19 protein-coding genes are annotated in these 16,085 nt (G+C 32.0%); 10 read left to right on the top strand and 9 right to left on the bottom strand.

Translation table 11 applies throughout. From position 1 onward, the window contains the following. Nucleotides 1-5: 5 nt before the first annotated feature. Genes modB through AAID94_07565 form a run of 6 tightly spaced genes read right to left on the bottom strand, consistent with a single transcriptional unit; the run spans nt 6 to nt 4,301 of the window. Complete coding sequence (gene modB / locus AAID94_07590) at nt 6-674, bottom strand: molybdate ABC transporter permease subunit (GenBank protein XAK23690.1); 669 nt, start codon at nt 672-674, stop codon at nt 6-8. Continuing rightward, on the bottom strand, nt 667-1,068 hold the full coding sequence (locus AAID94_07585; protein ID XAK23689.1) for a molybdenum-pterin-binding protein: 402 nt from the start codon (nt 1,066-1,068) through the stop codon (nt 667-669). The genes modB and AAID94_07585 overlap by 8 nt, the downstream gene beginning before the upstream one ends. After that, nucleotides 1,065-1,814: a molybdate ABC transporter substrate-binding protein gene (gene modA / locus AAID94_07580; protein ID XAK23688.1), complete on the bottom strand. Its 750-nt coding sequence runs from the start codon at nt 1,812-1,814 to the stop codon at nt 1,065-1,067. Before modA ends, AAID94_07585 begins: the two co-directional genes overlap by 4 nt. A gap of 53 nt (nt 1,815-1,867) precedes the next feature. Then, the gene (gene bioC, locus AAID94_07575; GenBank protein ID XAK23687.1) at nt 1,868-2,554 is read right to left on the bottom strand and encodes a malonyl-ACP O-methyltransferase BioC; all 687 of its coding nucleotides are present in this window, start codon (nt 2,552-2,554) and stop codon (nt 1,868-1,870) included. Next, complete coding sequence (locus AAID94_07570; protein ID XAK23686.1) at nt 2,551-3,162, bottom strand: pimeloyl-ACP methyl esterase BioG family protein; 612 nt, start codon at nt 3,160-3,162, stop codon at nt 2,551-2,553. The genes bioC and AAID94_07570 overlap by 4 nt, the downstream gene beginning before the upstream one ends. Further along, on the bottom strand, nt 3,159-4,301 hold the full coding sequence (locus AAID94_07565) for a pyridoxal phosphate-dependent aminotransferase family protein (GenBank protein ID XAK23685.1): 1,143 nt from the start codon (nt 4,299-4,301) through the stop codon (nt 3,159-3,161). The genes AAID94_07570 and AAID94_07565 overlap by 4 nt, the downstream gene beginning before the upstream one ends. 66 nt (nt 4,302-4,367) lie before the next feature. On the opposite strand from AAID94_07565, the gene AAID94_07560 reads away from it, so the two are divergent. Beyond that, nucleotides 4,368-5,651 (top strand): adenosylmethionine--8-amino-7-oxononanoate transaminase, encoded by a 1,284-nt coding sequence (locus AAID94_07560; protein ID XAK23684.1) that lies wholly within the window; start codon nt 4,368-4,370, stop codon nt 5,649-5,651. On the opposite strand, the gene bioD is transcribed toward AAID94_07560, so the two are convergent. Genes bioD through AAID94_07545 form a run of 3 tightly spaced genes read right to left on the bottom strand, consistent with a single transcriptional unit; the run spans nt 5,625 to nt 6,848 of the window. Next, a complete protein-coding gene (bioD, locus tag AAID94_07555; GenBank protein ID XAK23683.1) occupies nt 5,625-6,197 on the bottom strand; it encodes a dethiobiotin synthase in 573 nt (190 codons plus the stop codon). The two genes, AAID94_07560 and bioD, sit on opposite strands and share 27 nt — an antisense overlap. 7 nt (nt 6,198-6,204) lie before the next feature. Continuing rightward, nucleotides 6,205-6,519, bottom strand: coding sequence for a multidrug efflux SMR transporter (locus AAID94_07550; GenBank protein XAK23682.1), 315 nt, complete (start codon nt 6,517-6,519; stop codon nt 6,205-6,207). Continuing rightward, entirely contained in the window at nt 6,519-6,848 is a 330-nt protein-coding gene (locus AAID94_07545; protein ID XAK23681.1) for a multidrug efflux SMR transporter, read from the bottom strand. The genes AAID94_07550 and AAID94_07545 overlap by 1 nt, the downstream gene beginning before the upstream one ends. 133 nt (nt 6,849-6,981) lie before the next feature. On the opposite strand from AAID94_07545, the gene AAID94_07540 reads away from it, so the two are divergent. The 9 genes from AAID94_07540 to fliG all read left to right on the top strand — a co-directional run bounded on the left by AAID94_07540 (nt 6,982) and on the right by fliG (nt 16,084). Beyond that, nucleotides 6,982-7,518, top strand: coding sequence for a 50S ribosomal protein L25/general stress protein Ctc (locus AAID94_07540; protein ID XAK23680.1), 537 nt, complete (start codon nt 6,982-6,984; stop codon nt 7,516-7,518). Beyond that, on the top strand, nt 7,515-8,057 hold the full coding sequence (pth, locus tag AAID94_07535) for an aminoacyl-tRNA hydrolase (GenBank protein XAK23679.1): 543 nt from the start codon (nt 7,515-7,517) through the stop codon (nt 8,055-8,057). The genes AAID94_07540 and pth overlap by 4 nt, the downstream gene beginning before the upstream one ends. 1 nt (nt 8,058) lies before the next feature. Continuing rightward, complete coding sequence (locus tag AAID94_07530; protein XAK23678.1) at nt 8,059-9,117, top strand: LptF/LptG family permease; 1,059 nt, start codon at nt 8,059-8,061, stop codon at nt 9,115-9,117. Between the two features lie 41 nt (nt 9,118-9,158). Then, nucleotides 9,159-10,367 (top strand): diaminopimelate decarboxylase, encoded by a 1,209-nt coding sequence (gene lysA / locus AAID94_07525; protein ID XAK23677.1) that lies wholly within the window; start codon nt 9,159-9,161, stop codon nt 10,365-10,367. 1 nt (nt 10,368) lies between these two features. Then, entirely contained in the window at nt 10,369-11,136 is a 768-nt protein-coding gene (locus AAID94_07520; GenBank protein XAK23676.1) for an HAD-IIA family hydrolase, read from the top strand. Next, on the top strand, nt 11,124-12,206 hold the full coding sequence (pheA, locus tag AAID94_07515; protein XAK23675.1) for a prephenate dehydratase: 1,083 nt from the start codon (nt 11,124-11,126) through the stop codon (nt 12,204-12,206). The genes AAID94_07520 and pheA overlap by 13 nt, the downstream gene beginning before the upstream one ends. Further along, complete coding sequence (gene hisC, locus AAID94_07510; GenBank protein ID XAK23674.1) at nt 12,193-13,287, top strand: histidinol-phosphate transaminase; 1,095 nt, start codon at nt 12,193-12,195, stop codon at nt 13,285-13,287. The genes pheA and hisC overlap by 14 nt, the downstream gene beginning before the upstream one ends. Nucleotides 13,288-13,373: 86 nt before the next feature. Continuing rightward, the gene (gene fliF / locus AAID94_07505; protein XAK23673.1) at nt 13,374-15,056 is read left to right on the top strand and encodes a flagellar basal-body MS-ring/collar protein FliF; all 1,683 of its coding nucleotides are present in this window, start codon (nt 13,374-13,376) and stop codon (nt 15,054-15,056) included. Then, nucleotides 15,056-16,084, top strand: coding sequence for a flagellar motor switch protein FliG (fliG, locus tag AAID94_07500; protein XAK23672.1), 1,029 nt, complete (start codon nt 15,056-15,058; stop codon nt 16,082-16,084). Before fliF ends, fliG begins: the two co-directional genes overlap by 1 nt. Nucleotide 16,085: the final 1 nt, after the last annotated feature.

The following is a 16,085-nucleotide window of genomic DNA, read 5'->3' as shown; positions in this document are numbered from 1 at the left end:
GTAGCCTATAAAGCAATTTTTTTATTTACAAAATAAAGACTTAAGAGTATGGTAAAAGAAATCGCAAATAAAGTAAAAGCGTATTGATGCGCTAAGGTATAGTTTAAAACTTCAAGCTCATCATAAATAGCAATACTTGCGACTAAAGTTTCACCTTTTTTATGTCCACCTATCATCATCACCACTCCAAATTCACCGATGGTGTGTGCAAAACTCATCGCACAAGCACTAAAAATTCCTACTTTGGAATTGGGCAAAATCACTCTAAAAAGTGTGTAAATTTTACCCTTTCCTAGAGTATAAGAAGCATCAAGTAGGTTTTGATTGATCGATGAAAAAGCACTTTGTAAAGGATTTACCATAAAGGGTAGGGAAAAAATCAAAGAAGCAAATACCAAACCTTCAAAGCTAAAAACCAAAGAAAGGTTAAAATATTCTTTTAAAAATTGTCCTAAAAAGCTGTTTTGTGAAAAGCTTATGAGTAAATAAAAACCCAAAACACTTGGAGGCAAAACCAAAGGTAAAGCTACAAAGGTTTGCACCAAGCTTTTAAAAGGAAATTTCACAAAGCTTAAAAGATAGGCTAAAAATACTCCGATGAAAAAGAGTATAAAGGTGGTGATAAATGCAAGTTTAAAGGTAAGATAAAGGGTTTGTAAAAAATCATTATCCATAAACAGCCTTTAAAATGATATCGTTTTCCTTGACAAAGCAAAGCCATTCTTGTTCTTCTTCGAGTTTAAGCTCTAAGGCTTTTTCTTTGGTGATAATGCTAGAAATTTCATCACCCTTAAAGTCAAAAAAGATATGATATAGAATTTTGCCCTTTTTAATACTTTTAATCCTTGCTAGAAATGAATTTTCCACACTTAAAATAGAATGAGGCAAAGCAAAGCCAAGTTCGTGTTCTTTAAAAAGTACTTGAATTTTTGTACCTATTTTAAGATCTTGTAAAGAATGAAGATCAAGCATTAAAACTTTAAAAATTTGCTCTTTAATACTGATCTTAACGATGACAATCTCACCCTCATTTAAAAGCTCTATAATCTTACCATTTAAGATATTCAAGGTGTGTCAAATCCGTATTTTTTAAAGATTTCTTTTGCTTTTTGCGAACTGATAAAATCGCTAAATTCAAAGGCTAATTTTTTATCTTTAGCGTATTTTGTGATGACATAGCTTTGTTTTAAAGGGGTGAAGTATTTTTGATCGATCAAAATAGCTTTGCCTTTAGGATGATTGATAGAAGATACTAAAGAATAAGCCACGATACCCAAATCCGCATTATTGCTATCGACATGTAAAACAGGCACGGAGATATTTTCACCTAAAACAATTTTATCTTCAAAGAGTTTGTCTAAATTTAAATTTTCAAGCACTTCTTTAGCAGCTACTCCATAAGGAGCAACCTTTGGATTTGCAAGGCTTAGGTGATGAATTTTATTTGCTTTATCTTTTAGCTTTTCTATCCCACCTTCAAGTAAGCTTTCATCTAAGCTATATAGGGCTAAGATACCTAAAACATAAACTTTTGGTTTATCTAAAGCGTTTTGATCCTCATAAATTGCTTGCGCGTATTTTGTATCGGCTGAAAAAAATAGATCAAATTCCCTTCCTTGTTTCAAAAGTTGATAATACTTTCCTGAAGCACCAAAAACAAGATCTATATTGTCATTAGGGTGTGATTTTAAAAATTCATTTTTGACTTCTTCCATAGCTTTTGAAGCCGAAGAAGCTACGAAAACACTTAAATTTTGTGCATTTAAATTTAAAGATAAAAACAACACTATAAAACATAACACGAGCTTTTTCATTGTACTTTCCTTTGTGGATAATCTTGATTTTTTGTATTATAACATAAGAAATTTTATTTTGTATCTTTTTTGCATAAAATAAAAATAGGATGATAAGTGAGTTTATTTTGAAATTTTTCTTCAAATTCTTTTAAGAATTGCTTGTTTAAGCGATAAAATCCCAAAGAATTTACTCCGCTTAATTTTAAATGCCTAAAAACCTCTAAAGCGTTTTGAAATTCCAAATTTACAATTTCTTCTGTGATTTTAATATCAGAAAAATAGGGTTTGAAAATTTGTTCAAGTTCTTTTGTGCTAAAATATTTTAAACCCAAGCTTGTGCTTTGCTTGATCTCTTTTAAATTCATTTCTCCAAAAGTAGAAAGAAGTAAAATTCCTTTTTCATTTAGCATATTTGCTAGCGCGGGCAAAACCTGCTTTAAATCAAGCCATTGCAAACTTGCATTAGAAGTGATAAGATCAAATTTTTGCTTGCTTAAATTCTGTGTAGCTAGGGTATTCATATCAAAAATTTCTACATTAAGATTGTCAGGATAATCTAAAATATCATTTTTTAGATACTCATCAAAAGTGATAATTTTTGAAAGCTTATCGCTAAATTCACCTCTACCACAACCAAATTCAAACACTTTTTTAAAATGCGAAATTTCTAAATTTTTTAAAATTTCACAAAGTTTTAAACCCATTAAATCTTGCACTTTTGCGTGTTTTTGATAATCTTTTGCTTTTAAAAAATTCAAATTTCATCCCAAGTTTTAAAATGAAAAAAAGCAAAATGCGGTTCATTTAGGAAAATAAGTTTTGAAAAAGTATTTTTTAAAGCATTTTGAGGAAAAATTTCATCATTATTGCTTGAGTAAATTTTATCCCAAATAAAGCTTTCATTACGCTCTTTTAAGGCAAATTCGAAAAGTTTTTCAAGCTCGGTTTTTAAATCTTTTTCATCTTTAAAGATAAAATCTTTTGCTTCATTTTCGCGCTCTTTAAATAAAGATTTTTTAAAGCTTGAAAGATCAAATTTTTTAATTTGCTTAGCAAAAATTGCAGGATGAATTCCTTTTAATTTATCTATACCAAAATTCGTGCCATTGATGGCTATTTTTTGCGAAAACTCTATATCTTTTAAAACTCTACTTGCTACGCAAACTCCCATAGAAAAAGCTATAAGAGTGATTTTAGAAAAAGAGTTTAAATCAAATTTAAAGTCTAAATTTTCATAATCATAAACCAAAACTACATTTTTATCGCTTTTTAAATGTGTAAAATGACTAGGATGTGAAGCAAAACCGCCAAATACCAAGATAAGTTCTTGTGAGTTTTCATTTTGAATTAAATTACTTATTTTCATAAAAGTTCTACCACTTTCTTTAAATCTTCTTTACTAAGTCCTGCATGCAAAGAAAAACGAATTCTGGCTGTATTTTTAGGCACCGTAGGTTCTTTTATAGCGGGTGCAAAAATGCCATTTGTTTCAAGTTTTTTTGCTAAGTCTATAGCCTTTTGATTTTCTCCTAAAACCAAGGAGATGATGTAAGCATCGCCTAAAATTTGATGATTTTTTTCTATAAGTTGATTTTTAAAAAAGTTGCCTATGATTTGTAGTTTTTCTCTTTTTTCTTTTAGCTCGCTCATTTTTTCAAAAATAAATTTTGTCCAAGCTATATTGATAGGAGGTAGCGCCGTAGAATAAATAAAAGCTCTAGCCTTGTTGATAAAAAAGCTTTTATAAAGATTATTACAAATCATACAAGCACCCATAGAAGCAAGAGCCTTGCCAAAGGTAAAAACTATAAAATCAACCTTTTCTTCCAAATTTAAAGCTTTAACAAGTCCCAAGCCCTCCTCATCAAAGCAACCCACGCTGTGCGCTTCATCGATATAAAGTTTGATTTTAGGGTATTTTTCTTTAAAGGCGATGAGTGTATTAAAATCAGAAAAATCACCATCCATGCTAAATAATGCTTCGCTTAAAATGATGATATTTTCATAATGATCATAATGTTTTTGAATTAAATTTTCTAAATGATTCATATCGTTATGATGAAAGCGAAAAAATTTTGCTCCGCCAAGTTTTAGCCCATCAATCATACTTGCATGGATGAATTTATCTGCTAAAAAAAGTGTATTTGGAATGCTTGCAAGTGCAGCTATACAAGAGATATTAAGATGATAACCGCTGTTAAAATGTAAGATTTCTTTTTCTTTAAATTTGGATTTTAAAAAGCTTTCTAATTCTTCATAAATTGTAAAATTTCCACTCAAGCTCCTTGAACTTGAGCTTGAAAAAAATAAGTCTTGTTCTTTGATATTGTCTAAAAATTCATCTTTTAAAGATTTGCAAGAGCTTAAATTTAAATAATCATTCCCCGCTAAATTTAAAAGCTTTTTACCCTCTTTAAAAACAAAATTTCCTTCATGTTTGAGGCTTGTAAGTTTTCTAAGATTATGATTTTTTTCAAGGGTTTCTAAGATATTTTCAAGGCTCATTTTTTTCCTAAAATTCAGAAATTTAAAGTATTATTTTGCCAAAATATATTTAAAAAAGAAGTTATAATGCAAAATGAAATTTTAAAAAAACTCGATTTAGAGCATATTTGGCACCCTTGTACGCAAATGAAAGATCATGAAAATTTGCCACTCATTCCTATAAAAAGAGCTAAAGGAGTGTGGCTTTATGATTTTGATGATAAGGCTTATATGGATTGTGTGAGCTCGTGGTGGGTAAATCTTTTTGGGCATTGCAATGAAAAAATCGCAAATGCTATTAAAAAACAAGTTGATGAGCTAGAGCATGTGATCTTAGCAGGTTTTACGCATGAGCCCATCATCAAGCTTTCTGCAAGACTTTGCGAAAAAGTAGGCAGGAATTTTAATAAATGTTTTTACGCAGATAATGGCTCAAGTGCTATTGAAGTCGCACTTAAGATGAGTTTTCATTATCATTTAAATAAAGGAGTGAAAAAAAGTAAATTTTTATCTTTAAGCAATTCTTATCATGGTGAAACCTTAGGAGCCTTAAGTGTAGGAGATGTAGCACTTTATAAAGATACTTATAAACCTTTACTTTTAGAGTGTTTAAGCACGCCTGTGCCACAAAGTAAAGATTACACTCAAGAGCTTGAAATTTTAAAAGATATTTTAGAAAAAAATGCAAGTGAAATTTGCGCTTTTATACTTGAACCCTTGGTGCAATGCGCGGGAAATATGCATATGTATGAAGCAGGGTTTATTGATGAGGCTATAAAGCTTTGTCATCAATTTGGAGTGCAAGTGATTTTTGATGAAATCGCTGTGGGTTTTGGACGCACAGGGAGTTTATTTGCTTTGCATCAGTGTAAAGAAAGTTCTGATTTTATCTGCCTTTCAAAAGGGATCACAGGCGGATTTATGCCACTTTCTGTAGTGCTTACAAGAGATGAAATTTATAATGCTTTTTATGATACTTATGAAAGCCAAAAGGCTTTTTTACATTCTCATAGCTATACGGGAAATACCTTAGCTTGTGCGGCAGCAAATGCGGTTTTAGATATCTTTGAGAATGAAAATATTTTAGAAAAAAATCAAATTTTAAGCGAGTTTATCAAAAAAGAATTTTCAAGACTTGAAAAATTTGACTTTTTGGGTAATTTTAGAACTTGCGGAATGATCAGTGCTTTTGATATTTTAAGCAGCAAGTATAAACGCGTAGGACTTTTTGTGTTTAGGAAGGCCTTGGAAAAAGGTTTGCTTTTAAGGCCTTTAGCAAATACGATTTATTTTATGCCCCCTTACATCATCACCAAAGAGCAAATTTCTTTCGTGGTAGATACTTTAGAGCAAATTTTTAAGGATTTTTGAGAGATTTTCACAAACCCTATCGTCAAATTCTACGATAGGAATTTGTGTGTATTTGCTGATAAAATCCTTGCTAAAATGATCTTCACTCTTTAGCACTAAGGCAAGGATTTCAATACCTCTTTGTTTTAAAGCTTCTATGCTTAAAAGCGTATGATTGATACTTCCTAGATAGTCTTTGGCTACCAAAAGGGTGGGGTGTTTAAATTCGCTCATATAATCAATCATAGTTTTTTCATCATCAATAGGCGAAAAAAGCCCACCCGCAAGCTCTATGATAAGCTTATCGCTTTGTGGAATTTGTATATCAAAGGCTTTGTAGTTTAGTTTTTCTAAAATTCTTGCCTTATGTGGTGAAGCAGGAGTTTGTAGACACACACCCTCTTTAAAAATCTTAGTTTTAGAGCTGAATTTAGCCACTTCATCACTATCTTTTGGCACCCCTGCTTGAATGAGTTTAAAATAATCAAAACCCAATTCTTTACAAATTCTAGCGCTCAAATAAGTCTTGCCAACATCTGTATCTATACCGCTAATGTATATTTTCATTTTAATCCTATGAAAGAATTTTTAAGCCCACTGTACAGGCGATGATAAGTGCTATTAAAAAAAGTTTTAAAAAGCTTTTGCTTTCTTTGTAAAAAAGCACACCTACTATAACCCCACCTGCAGTGCCAGCTCCTGTCCATATAGAATAAGCCACGCTCATAGCGATATTTTGCATACTAAGACTTAAAAAGCTAAATGATAAAGCAAAACAAGCAGCTAAGGCTAAAAGATAAAATTTGTTTTTAGTGATGACGAGTTGTTTCATCACTATCACGCCTATAATTTCAAAAATAGTAGCTAAAAATAAAAAGATCCACTCCATTATTTAGCCTCCTTGCTGATTAATTTAAGCCCAATAATGCTTAAAAGTAAAATAGCAATTAAAACAATTTTAGCTACCGAAACTTCGATATCAAAAAGAAATATTTCATTTAAAACCACTCCGACAGTCCCAATACCTACAAAAACACTATAAGCAATGCTTACTTCAAGCTTTTCACACGCTTTTAAAAACAGAGTAAAAGAGATACAAACTCCAATAATAGTAAGTATATATTGCCAAAGCTCTGTAGAATACTTAAGTCCGCCTACCCAAAAACATTCTATAAGCCCACCAAAAATAACCATAAACCACGCGATATTGGTATTCATTATGCGCCTCCTTAATATTTTTTGCGCGGCAATTATAGCCAAAACAAAGTAAATAAAAAACTATCATAAATTTACTTTTACCTAAGCCAAAATTAGCTACAATTATAAGCTTATTTTTTAAGAAAGGAAAAAGATGTTAGAAGGTATCGTTAGAGAGAGTATCGGTAGAAAAGCAGCTAAAGCTTTAAAAAGAGATGGTTATCTAATCGCAAACATCTACGGAAAAGGATTAGAAAACATCAATGCTGCTTTCAAAGTAAATGATTTTATCAAAGAAGTTCGCAAAAAAACAACTTTAGCTTTTGATGTAAAAGTAGGTTCACAAACTTTAAATGTTGTTGTAGTGGATTATCAAAAAGATCCTGTAACTGCAGAACTTAAACATGTGGATTTGAAAGTTGCACAAAAAGGTGTTATTTCTAAATACATGGTTCCAGTGAAAATTACAGGAACAGCTATCGGTCTTAAAAATAAAGGTGTTTTAATCCAATCAAAAAGAAGATTGAAAGTAAAATGTGCAGCAGAAAATTTACCAAATTTCTTCGAGCTTGATGTAAGCAAGCTTGATGTGGGTGATGCTTTACTTGTTCGTGATGTTGTAGTGCCTGAGGGTGTAACTATGATAGATGCTGATAGAGTAGCGGTAGTGGGCGTAGAAAAAGCTAGATGATCTTAGTCGTAGGGCTTGGCAATATAGGCAAAGAGTATGAAAATACTCGCCATAATGTCGGCTTTATGCTTGTTGATTTGCTTTTAAAAGAAGGCAATTTCACAAATCTTACAAACTCAAAATTCAAAGGAGAGCTTTTTAAAATGGGCTCTTCTTTATTTCTTAAACCCCATACTTATATGAATAATTCCGGATTAAGTGTAAAAGCAGTAAATGATTTTTATAAATGTGAGAGAATTATAGTCGTTCATGATGATATCGATATTAATTTAGGTGCTTTGCGTTTTAAAAAAGGCGGTTCTAGTGGGGGACATAATGGGCTTAAAAGCATAGATAATTTATGCGGAAGCGATTATGAAAGAGTGCGTATAGGAGTGGGTAAGGGTGAGAATGTTATTTCTCATGTTTTGGGTAAATTTAGAGCCGAAGAAGAGTTAATTTTAAGTAAGGTTTTAGAGCATTCTAAAAAAGCTTTACTTGAGCTTATTCGTAATGATGATTTATCGGCCATATCTTCAAAATATAGCTTAAAGGCTTAAGATGTGGATATTTTTTCGTTTTATTTCAGGAATTTATCTTAAGAATTTTTTCATTATTTTTCTATCTTTGCTGGGTTTTTATTGTGGTATTGATTTACTTTTAAATTTCAATGACTTGCCCGATGCGGCAAATCTTAGCTTGCTTTATGTGATCTTTTTGGCTTTTTCTGCTATTACTTATGTCTTGCCTGTCTCTTTGATCTTTGCTTTAGTGCTTTCTTTAGTTTCTATGATAAGGGCTAATGAATTTGTGAGCCTTTATGCTTTAGGGCTTAGCAAGAATTTGGTTATATTATTTCCTTTTTTATGGGCTTTGTTTTTTTGCTTTGTGTATGTGGGATTAAATTTTACCCCTTTTGCTTATGCAAATGATTATAAAAGAAATATTCTAAAAAATGGCACTATGTTAAAACAAAGCGGTGAAGTTTTTTTGAAATTTAATGATGAATTTGTTTATATTTCTAAGGTTAATAACGGACAAAGTACCGCACAAAATATTAAAATTTTTAATATTAAGGATTTAAATTTAAGTTCTTTTATCGAGGCTAAAAGTGGAGTTTTTGAAAAGAAAAATTGGACTTTAAAAGAAGGAAATTTAACCTTGCTTCCTAAGGAGTATGAGCTTGGCAATAAGGGATTAAATATCAGCGAATTTAAAGAGCTTGATACCCTTGAAGGTTTTAAGCCTAAGATTATCGAAGGGGTGGCTAGCAATAGTGATTATTCTATTTTGGATATACTTGAAAGTTTAGAGCTTTTTAAAACACAAAATATCAGCATAGAAGCACTTAAAATCAATCTTTACAAGCTTGTATTTATGCCATTTTTTGCACCTTTTTTAATGCTTATTATGTATTATTTTTTCCCAGTTATTGCAAGATTTTTTAATTTAGCTTTTGTAGCTTTTGTAGCTTTTGTAGTCACTTTGCTTACTTGGGGTATGTTATTTTTACTATCAAGATTGAGCGAAAATGGTGTGATTTTAAGTGAATTAGGCATTGTTATGCCTATTGTTTTGTTAATTTTTTTAGGTGGTTTTATGTTTTACAAGCACCGATAAATTAAGCTTTAATATAGTAAAATTAAAAATAAAGGTGAAAAATGGATTATAAAAAACTCAAAGATGAATTTCAAACCCCTTTTTATATTTATGATTTTGATTTTATTAAAGAGCGTTTTTTAAGGCTTAAAAATGCTTTTAAAGCTAGAAAATCTCAAATTTTTTATGCGGTAAAAGCAAACTCAAATTTAAGTCTTTTACAAATGCTTGTAAAGCTTGACAGCGGGTTTGATTGCGTGAGCATAGGAGAGGTTAAACGTGCTTTAAAAGCAGGTGCTAAATCTTATAAGATAATTTTTAGTGGCGTAGGAAAAACCCAAGAAGAATTAAAACTTGCTTTGGAATATGATATTTTATATATCAATCTTGAAAGTGAAGCTGAAATGATGCTTTTAGAAAGTGTAGCTAAAGAACTCAATCTAAAAGCAAGGATAAGTATCCGTGTCAATCCAAATGTAAATGCTAAAACTCATCCTTATATTTCTACAGGTTTAAACGAAAATAAATTTGGCGTAGAAATTGATCTTGCAAGAAAAATGTATCTTTATGCTAAAAATTCACCCCATTTAGAGCCTATTGGAGTGCATTTTCATATAGGTTCTCAATTATTAGATATTTCTCCTATCCATGAGGCTGCTACAATTGTTGCAAAATTAGTAAGAGAGCTTAAGGCTTTACAAATAGAGCTTAAATTCTTCGATATAGGCGGTGGACTTGGTGTAAGATATGAAAAAGAAGATATAGAGCCTGATCTTTATGATTATGCGCAAGGAATACTTGCTCAATTGCATGGGCTTGATGTAACCATAGGAATGGAACCAGGAAGATTTTTGGTTGCTAATAGTGGGGAATTTGTATGCTCTGTGCTTTATGAAAAACACAATAAAACAAAGCGTTTTGTTATAGTAGACGGGGCTATGAATGATCTGATTCGCCCAAGTTTATATGAAGCTTATCATGAAATTTTGTTGCCTTATAATCAAGGAGAAGAAAGCCTTTGTGATGTTGTGGGTGGAATTTGCGAAAGTGGAGATTTTTTTGCTAAGGCAAGATTTTTGCCAAGCACTCAAAATGGTGATATAATGGTTATTAAAAATGCTGGAGCTTATGGTTTTAGTATGAGTAGTAATTACAATACAAGAAATAAAGTTTGCGAATTAGCTTTTGAAAATGGTGAGGTAAGAATGATTCGCCAAAGGGAAAGTTTTGAAGAACAAATTGCCTTAGAAGAACAATTTTTAAAGGGATAAAATGTTTTTTTTAGATGTGCAAGGAACTTTGATTTCAGATGCTGATAAATCTTTGATCTATGGCGCTAAAGAATTGATTGATTTTTTAAATATAAAAAATATTCCCTATGTTGTTATTACTAACAATACAAAAAAAATTGATTTCTTAGAAAGATTAAGACAAAAAGGATTGGCCATCAAAGAGGGTGCTTATATCGATCCTTTTAGCGTTTTAAGATATATTTTAAGGCCTTGCAAGGTTGCGGCTTTTGGTGCAGAGGAATTTATACAAAGCCTTGAAGAATTGGGTTTTGAAATGGATTTTGAAAATCCTATGGCTGTACTTGTTGCCAGTTATGATGATTTTAAATTCCAAGATTTTGCTTTGATGATGGAATATGCTAAAGAGGGCGTGCAATTTATCGCTATGCATGAAAGTAGCATTTATAAAAAAGAGGGCAGGCTTTATCCGGGTGTGGGCAGTATAATGGCGATGTTACAAAATGCTATTGATTTTAAATACCAAGTTGTAGGTAAACCTAGCACAGCTTTTTATAAAGAGGCTTTAAGGCTTTTGAGGAATTATAATAAAAATGCTGATTTTGAGGATATTAAAATCATTAGCGATGATTTAAAGGGTGATTTGGTTCAAGCTAAAGAATTGGGTATGAAAACCTTACTTGTTTTAAGTGGTAAAATAAGTGATACCAAAGGATTTGATACAGGCATGGTGGATAAAATTTATCCTAGCGTTTTAGAAATTTTAAAGGATTTGAAATGCCAAATTTAAACTTAGAAGATTTTAGAAATAAAATCGATATGGTAGATGATAAAATTTTAGAACTTTTAAATGAAAGAATGAGCTATGTTAAAAGCATAGGAGAAATCAAGCAAACAAGCGGTGGAGCGATTTATCGTCCTGAGCGCGAAAGAGCGATTATTAATCGCTTAAAAAATGCAAATTTGGGGCTTTTAGATCAAAATGCCATAGAGGCTATTTATCAAGAAATTTTTGCTGTTTCAAGAAATTTGGAAATGCCTCAAATAGTTGCTTATTTGGGTCCTGAGGGTACTTATACTCATCAAGCAGCAAGGAGTCGTTTTGGTGCTATGAGTCGCTATATCGCACTTGCAACTATAGAGGATGTTTTTAAAGAGCTTAACAATAAAGAAGCAAAATATGGAGTTGTTCCTATAGAAAATAACACAGAAGGTGCCGTAGGGGTAACTTTAGATTGCTTAGGTAAGTATAACGAGCTTAAAATTTTTGGTGAAATTTATATGGATATTCATCATTCTTTTGTAGGAATTAATGAAAATCTAAAAGAGATAAAACGCATTTATTCTCATCCACAAGGCTACAATCAATGTCGTAAATTTTTAGAAAGCCATGAGTTAAGTAATATAGAATTTGTACCTTCAAAATCTACAGCAAATGCCGCTTATTTAGCCTCTCAAGATAAATATTCGGCTGCAATTTGTTCTAAAATAGCTGCAAAGCTTTATAATGTACCTGTGCTTTTTGATAAGATAGAAGATAATGCAGCAAATCGTACAAGATTTTTAATTTTAAGTGATATTAAAAATCCAAAAATGCCAAATTGTAAAACTTCTATTTTAGCTCACACTGCACATAAGCCTGGCGGTCTTAGTTCTTTATTAGAGCAATTTAAAAAAGAAAATATCAATCTTACCAAACTCGAATCTCGTCCCGTAAAATCAAAAGAATTTTTACATAGTTTTTATATAGATTTTGAAGGGCATATTGATGATGAAAATGTTCAACGCGCTTTGAAAAATGCAGATGAAGTAGTTTGGCTTGGATCTTATTTATCAGGAGAAAAAAATGAAATTCAATAACTTTTTAAATCACTTAAGCAATTATGAACCGGGCAAGGATATTGAAGTTATCGCTAGAGAGTATGGCGTAAAAGAAGTGATAAAATTAGCAAGCAATGAAAATCCTTTTGGTGCTCCGCCTAAAGCGGTTAAAGTTTTGCAAGAAAATGCTTTTAAGGCAAATCTTTATCCTGATGACAGCATGGTAGAGTTAAAAGGTGAATTGGCGCAAAAATATAATGTAAAAAATGAAAATATCATCATTGGTGCAGGCAGCGATCAGGTTATTGAATTTGCTATACATTCTAAACTTAACCCTCAAAATGCTTTTTTGCAAGCAGGGGTAAGCTTTGCTATGTATGAAATTTATGCTAAACAATGCGGTGCAAAATGTTATAAAACTCAAAGTATCACTCATGATTTATCTGAATTTAAAACACTTTATGAAGCACATAAAGATGAGATTGAGATCATATTCTTATGTTTGCCTAACAATCCTTTGGGCGAGTGCTTAGACACAAACGAGGTGCTTGATTTTATACGCGCTATTGATGAGAATTGTTTAGTGATAATTGATGCAGCTTATAATGAATTTGCAAGTTTTAAAGATCAAAACAAATATCTAAAGCCTTGTGATCTTGTGCAAGAATTTAAAAATGTGCTTTATTTAGGAACTTTTTCTAAACTTTATGGATTGGGTGGGTTGCGCATAGGTTATGGTATAGCAAATGCAGAAATTATCAGTGCATTTTATAAACTTCGTGCCCCTTTTAATGTAAGCAATTTAGCATTAAAAGCAGCGGTTGCGGCTTTGCACGATGAAGAATTTACCAAAAAAACTTTGGAAAATAATTTTTCTCAAATGGAGCTTTATAAGGAATTTGCCAAAAAACATCGTATTAAATTCATCGAAAGCTATACAAATTTTATCACTTATTTTTTTGAGGAAAAAAATAGTACAGATTTGTCTGAAAAATTGCTTAAAAAGGGTATAATAATAAGAAATTTAAAAAGTTATGGTTTAAATGCTATGAGAATTACCATAGGAACGCCTTATGAAAATGAAAGATTTTTTACAGAATTTGAAGAAATTTTAAAATAGGCTTGATTTTTAATTAAAAATAGTTTATTTTGATAATATTTAGAATTAAAATAGGTGAAATTCACTAAACTAAGGGATGAGAATTAATGGATTTTAAAAATATGCTTCACCAAATTGGGCAACTTTATCAAAATTTGACTCGAAAGCAACGCATAGTTATTGCAGCTTCTATTGTCGTAGTTGTCGGATTTTTGGTATTTTTGGCACTATTTCGTGGAAGTGGCAGTAGTGCTAATAATGGCTATGCTGTTTTAGTTGATAATGTTGATCCAAGTTCTTCTGCGGCTATTGTGGCTAAACTTGAACAAAATAGTGTGCCTTATATACTAGAAAACGAAAGTAAAATTTTAGTTCCACAAGATCAGGTATATCGTCAAAGAATGTTTATCGCCAGTGAAGGATTGATAAAAGATAGCCGTGTGGGTTTTGAAGCTTTTGATACGCAAACTTTTGGAGCTACAAATGAAGAACAAAGAGTAAAATATCAAAGAGCTATAGAAGGAGAGCTTGCAAGAACAATCGAAACTTTAGAACCTATACGCAGTGCAGTAGTGCATATAGCTTTTCCAAAAGACAGCGTTTTTACTGAAAGACAAATTCCTCCCACAGCTTCAGTTGTTGTAAATGTACGCGAGGGCTTAAAGCTTACTAGAAAGCAAATCGATGGAATCAAAAACATAGTTTCAGCTGCTATTCCAAAATTAACCAAAGAAAATGTAAGAATTAGTGATCAAAGTGGTGTGCCTTTAGATGAGCAAGAGGCTTATGAAGATGATTTGGTTCGTGCTCAAATTAAATACAAAAGTGATCAAGAAAGAGCTTTAGAAGATAAAATCATAGAAACTTTAGCTCCTTATGCAGGAGGCACGGATAAGGTAAGAGTAAGTGTCAATATAGATTTTGACTTTTCTAAGCAAGAATCCCAAAGTGAAATTTATGATCCAAACCCTATAGTTCGAAGTGAGCAAACTCTTAATGAAGAAAGAACAGGTAGAAAAGAGCCTGAAATTCAAGGTGTGCCAGGTGCGGTTTCAAATATAGGTCCAGTAGAAGGACTTGATAATAAAGGACAAATCGATACCTATAAGAAAAACCAAGTCACTACAAACAATGAGCTTTCAAAAACTATAACAAATACAAAAAAACAATTTGCAACCGTTGTGCGCACTTCAGCAGCGGTAACAATAGATGGAAAGTATCAAGATGTTGTAGATGAAAATGGAGATGTGAAAAGTGAATATGTCCCTTTAAGCAAAGAAGAGCTCGCAAGTGTGGAAAGTATAGTTAAAAATACTATTAATTTTAGTGCTAACAGAGGGGATAGTGTAGTAGTGCAAAATTTACCTTTCCATCGTGAGTCTATTAGAGTGGAAAGTAAAGTTAAAACTTTCTATAATCGTTTTATCGAACCATTTATTCCACCGGTTAAATATTTTATTGCGGCTATTTTACTTTTTATTTTTTACAAAAAAATTATTGCTCCATTTGCACAAAAAATGCTTGAAGATGTTGCAGCACAAGAAGAAGTGCAGCAGGGTCCAAGTGCTGTTTTAGATGATGCTGAGGATGCGTTAGAGAAATTCAATGCCGCTAGGAAAAAGGTTGAAGAGCAACTTGGCTTTGGGGAGAATTTCAATGAAGATTCTATCCAATATGAAGTTTTACTTGAAAAATTAAGAGGCTTAGTAAGCGATAAGAGTGAAGAAATTGCAGCACTTTTACAAAACTTAATCCAAAATGATACCGAATTTGGTGAAAAGGATATGTGATGATAAAACTTAGCGAAGAACAAAAAATGGTTTATGATGATTTATCGATGCCTGAAAAGGTAGCGATATTTCTCATACAACTTGGCGAAGATGCAACGACTTCAGTTTTCTCACATATGGAAATTGATGTTATTACTGAAATTTCACGCTATATTGCTATGGCAAAAAATGTTGACCGCGCCGTAGCTACTGCGGTTTTGGAAGAATTTTATACTCTGCTTCAATCCAATCAATACATTAAAAGCGGTGGTTTGGAATATGCCAAAGAAATACTTTTCCGTACTTTTGGTCCAGAAATTGCCAATAAAATTCTTGAAAAACTTACCAAAAGTATGGAAAATAACCAAAACTTTGCTTATTTGGCTCAGATTAAGCCTCAACAACTTGCAGACTTTATTACCAAAGAACACCCACAAACTATCGCACTTATTTTAGCTCATATGGATTCAATCCATGCAGCTGAAACCTTGGAGTATTTTAGCGATGAGTTAAGAGCTGAAGTTGTTATAAGAATGGCAAATCTTGGGGATATTTCTCCAAGTATCATTAAAAGAGTATCTGCAGTGCTTGAAAGCAAACTCGAAAGTCTTACTTCTTATAAAGTTGAAGTGGGAGGCCCAAGAGCAGTTGCAGAAGTACTTAATCGCTTAGGACAAAAAGCAAGTAAATCTACCATCACTTATATCGAACAAAGTGATGAGCGTTTGGCTGAAACGATTAAAGAATTGATGTTTACTTTTGATGATATACAAAAACTTAGCACTCAAGCTATAAGAGAAATTTTAAAAGTTGCGGATAAGCGCGATTTGATGATAGGCTTAAAGGGTGCAAGCGAAGAATTAAAGCAAAAATTCTTGGCCAATATGTCTACGCGTGCAAGCGAAGCCTTCCTTGAAGAAATGGGATTTTTGGGTGCAGTGCGTGTTAAAGATGTTGAAGATGCTCAAAGAAAAGTAGTTGAAGTGGTGCAAAAACTTGCAGAACAAGGACTTGTGCAAACAGGCGATGCTGATGAAATGATAGAGTAGG

The organism is Campylobacter coli (assembly GCA_039516895.1).
Lineage (GTDB): Bacteria > Campylobacterota > Campylobacteria > Campylobacterales > Campylobacteraceae > Campylobacter_D > Campylobacter_D coli_B.
This window is presented reverse-complemented; position numbering and strand designations above follow the sequence as displayed.

Excerpts from the sequence above, each read along its gene's own strand:
- AAID94_07545 (XAK23681.1), bottom strand. The coding sequence starts at position 6,848 with ATGAATACCAATATCGCGTGGTTTATGGTTATTTTTGGTGGGCTTATA.
- AAID94_07530 (XAK23678.1), top strand. The coding sequence starts at position 8,059 with ATGTGGATATTTTTTCGTTTTATTTCAGGAATTTATCTTAAGAATTTT.
- modB (XAK23690.1), bottom strand. The coding sequence starts at position 674 with ATGGATAATGATTTTTTACAAACCCTTTATCTTACCTTTAAACTTGCA.
- pth (XAK23679.1), top strand. The coding sequence starts at position 7,515 with ATGATCTTAGTCGTAGGGCTTGGCAATATAGGCAAAGAGTATGAAAAT.
- bioD (XAK23683.1), bottom strand. The coding sequence starts at position 6,197 with ATGAAAATATACATTAGCGGTATAGATACAGATGTTGGCAAGACTTAT.
- AAID94_07550 (XAK23682.1), bottom strand. The coding sequence starts at position 6,519 with ATGGAGTGGATCTTTTTATTTTTAGCTACTATTTTTGAAATTATAGGC.
- lysA (XAK23677.1), top strand. The coding sequence starts at position 9,159 with ATGGATTATAAAAAACTCAAAGATGAATTTCAAACCCCTTTTTATATT.
- hisC (XAK23674.1), top strand. The coding sequence starts at position 12,193 with ATGAAATTCAATAACTTTTTAAATCACTTAAGCAATTATGAACCGGGC.
- AAID94_07560 (XAK23684.1), top strand. The coding sequence starts at position 4,368 with ATGCAAAATGAAATTTTAAAAAAACTCGATTTAGAGCATATTTGGCAC.
- AAID94_07565 (XAK23685.1), bottom strand. The coding sequence starts at position 4,301 with ATGAGCCTTGAAAATATCTTAGAAACCCTTGAAAAAAATCATAATCTT.
- modA (XAK23688.1), bottom strand. The coding sequence starts at position 1,814 with ATGAAAAAGCTCGTGTTATGTTTTATAGTGTTGTTTTTATCTTTAAAT.
- AAID94_07570 (XAK23686.1), bottom strand. The coding sequence starts at position 3,162 with ATGAAAATAAGTAATTTAATTCAAAATGAAAACTCACAAGAACTTATC.
- AAID94_07520 (XAK23676.1), top strand. The coding sequence starts at position 10,369 with ATGTTTTTTTTAGATGTGCAAGGAACTTTGATTTCAGATGCTGATAAA.
- AAID94_07540 (XAK23680.1), top strand. The coding sequence starts at position 6,982 with ATGTTAGAAGGTATCGTTAGAGAGAGTATCGGTAGAAAAGCAGCTAAA.
- pheA (XAK23675.1), top strand. The coding sequence starts at position 11,124 with ATGCCAAATTTAAACTTAGAAGATTTTAGAAATAAAATCGATATGGTA.
- fliG (XAK23672.1), top strand. The coding sequence starts at position 15,056 with ATGATAAAACTTAGCGAAGAACAAAAAATGGTTTATGATGATTTATCG.
- fliF (XAK23673.1), top strand. The coding sequence starts at position 13,374 with ATGGATTTTAAAAATATGCTTCACCAAATTGGGCAACTTTATCAAAAT.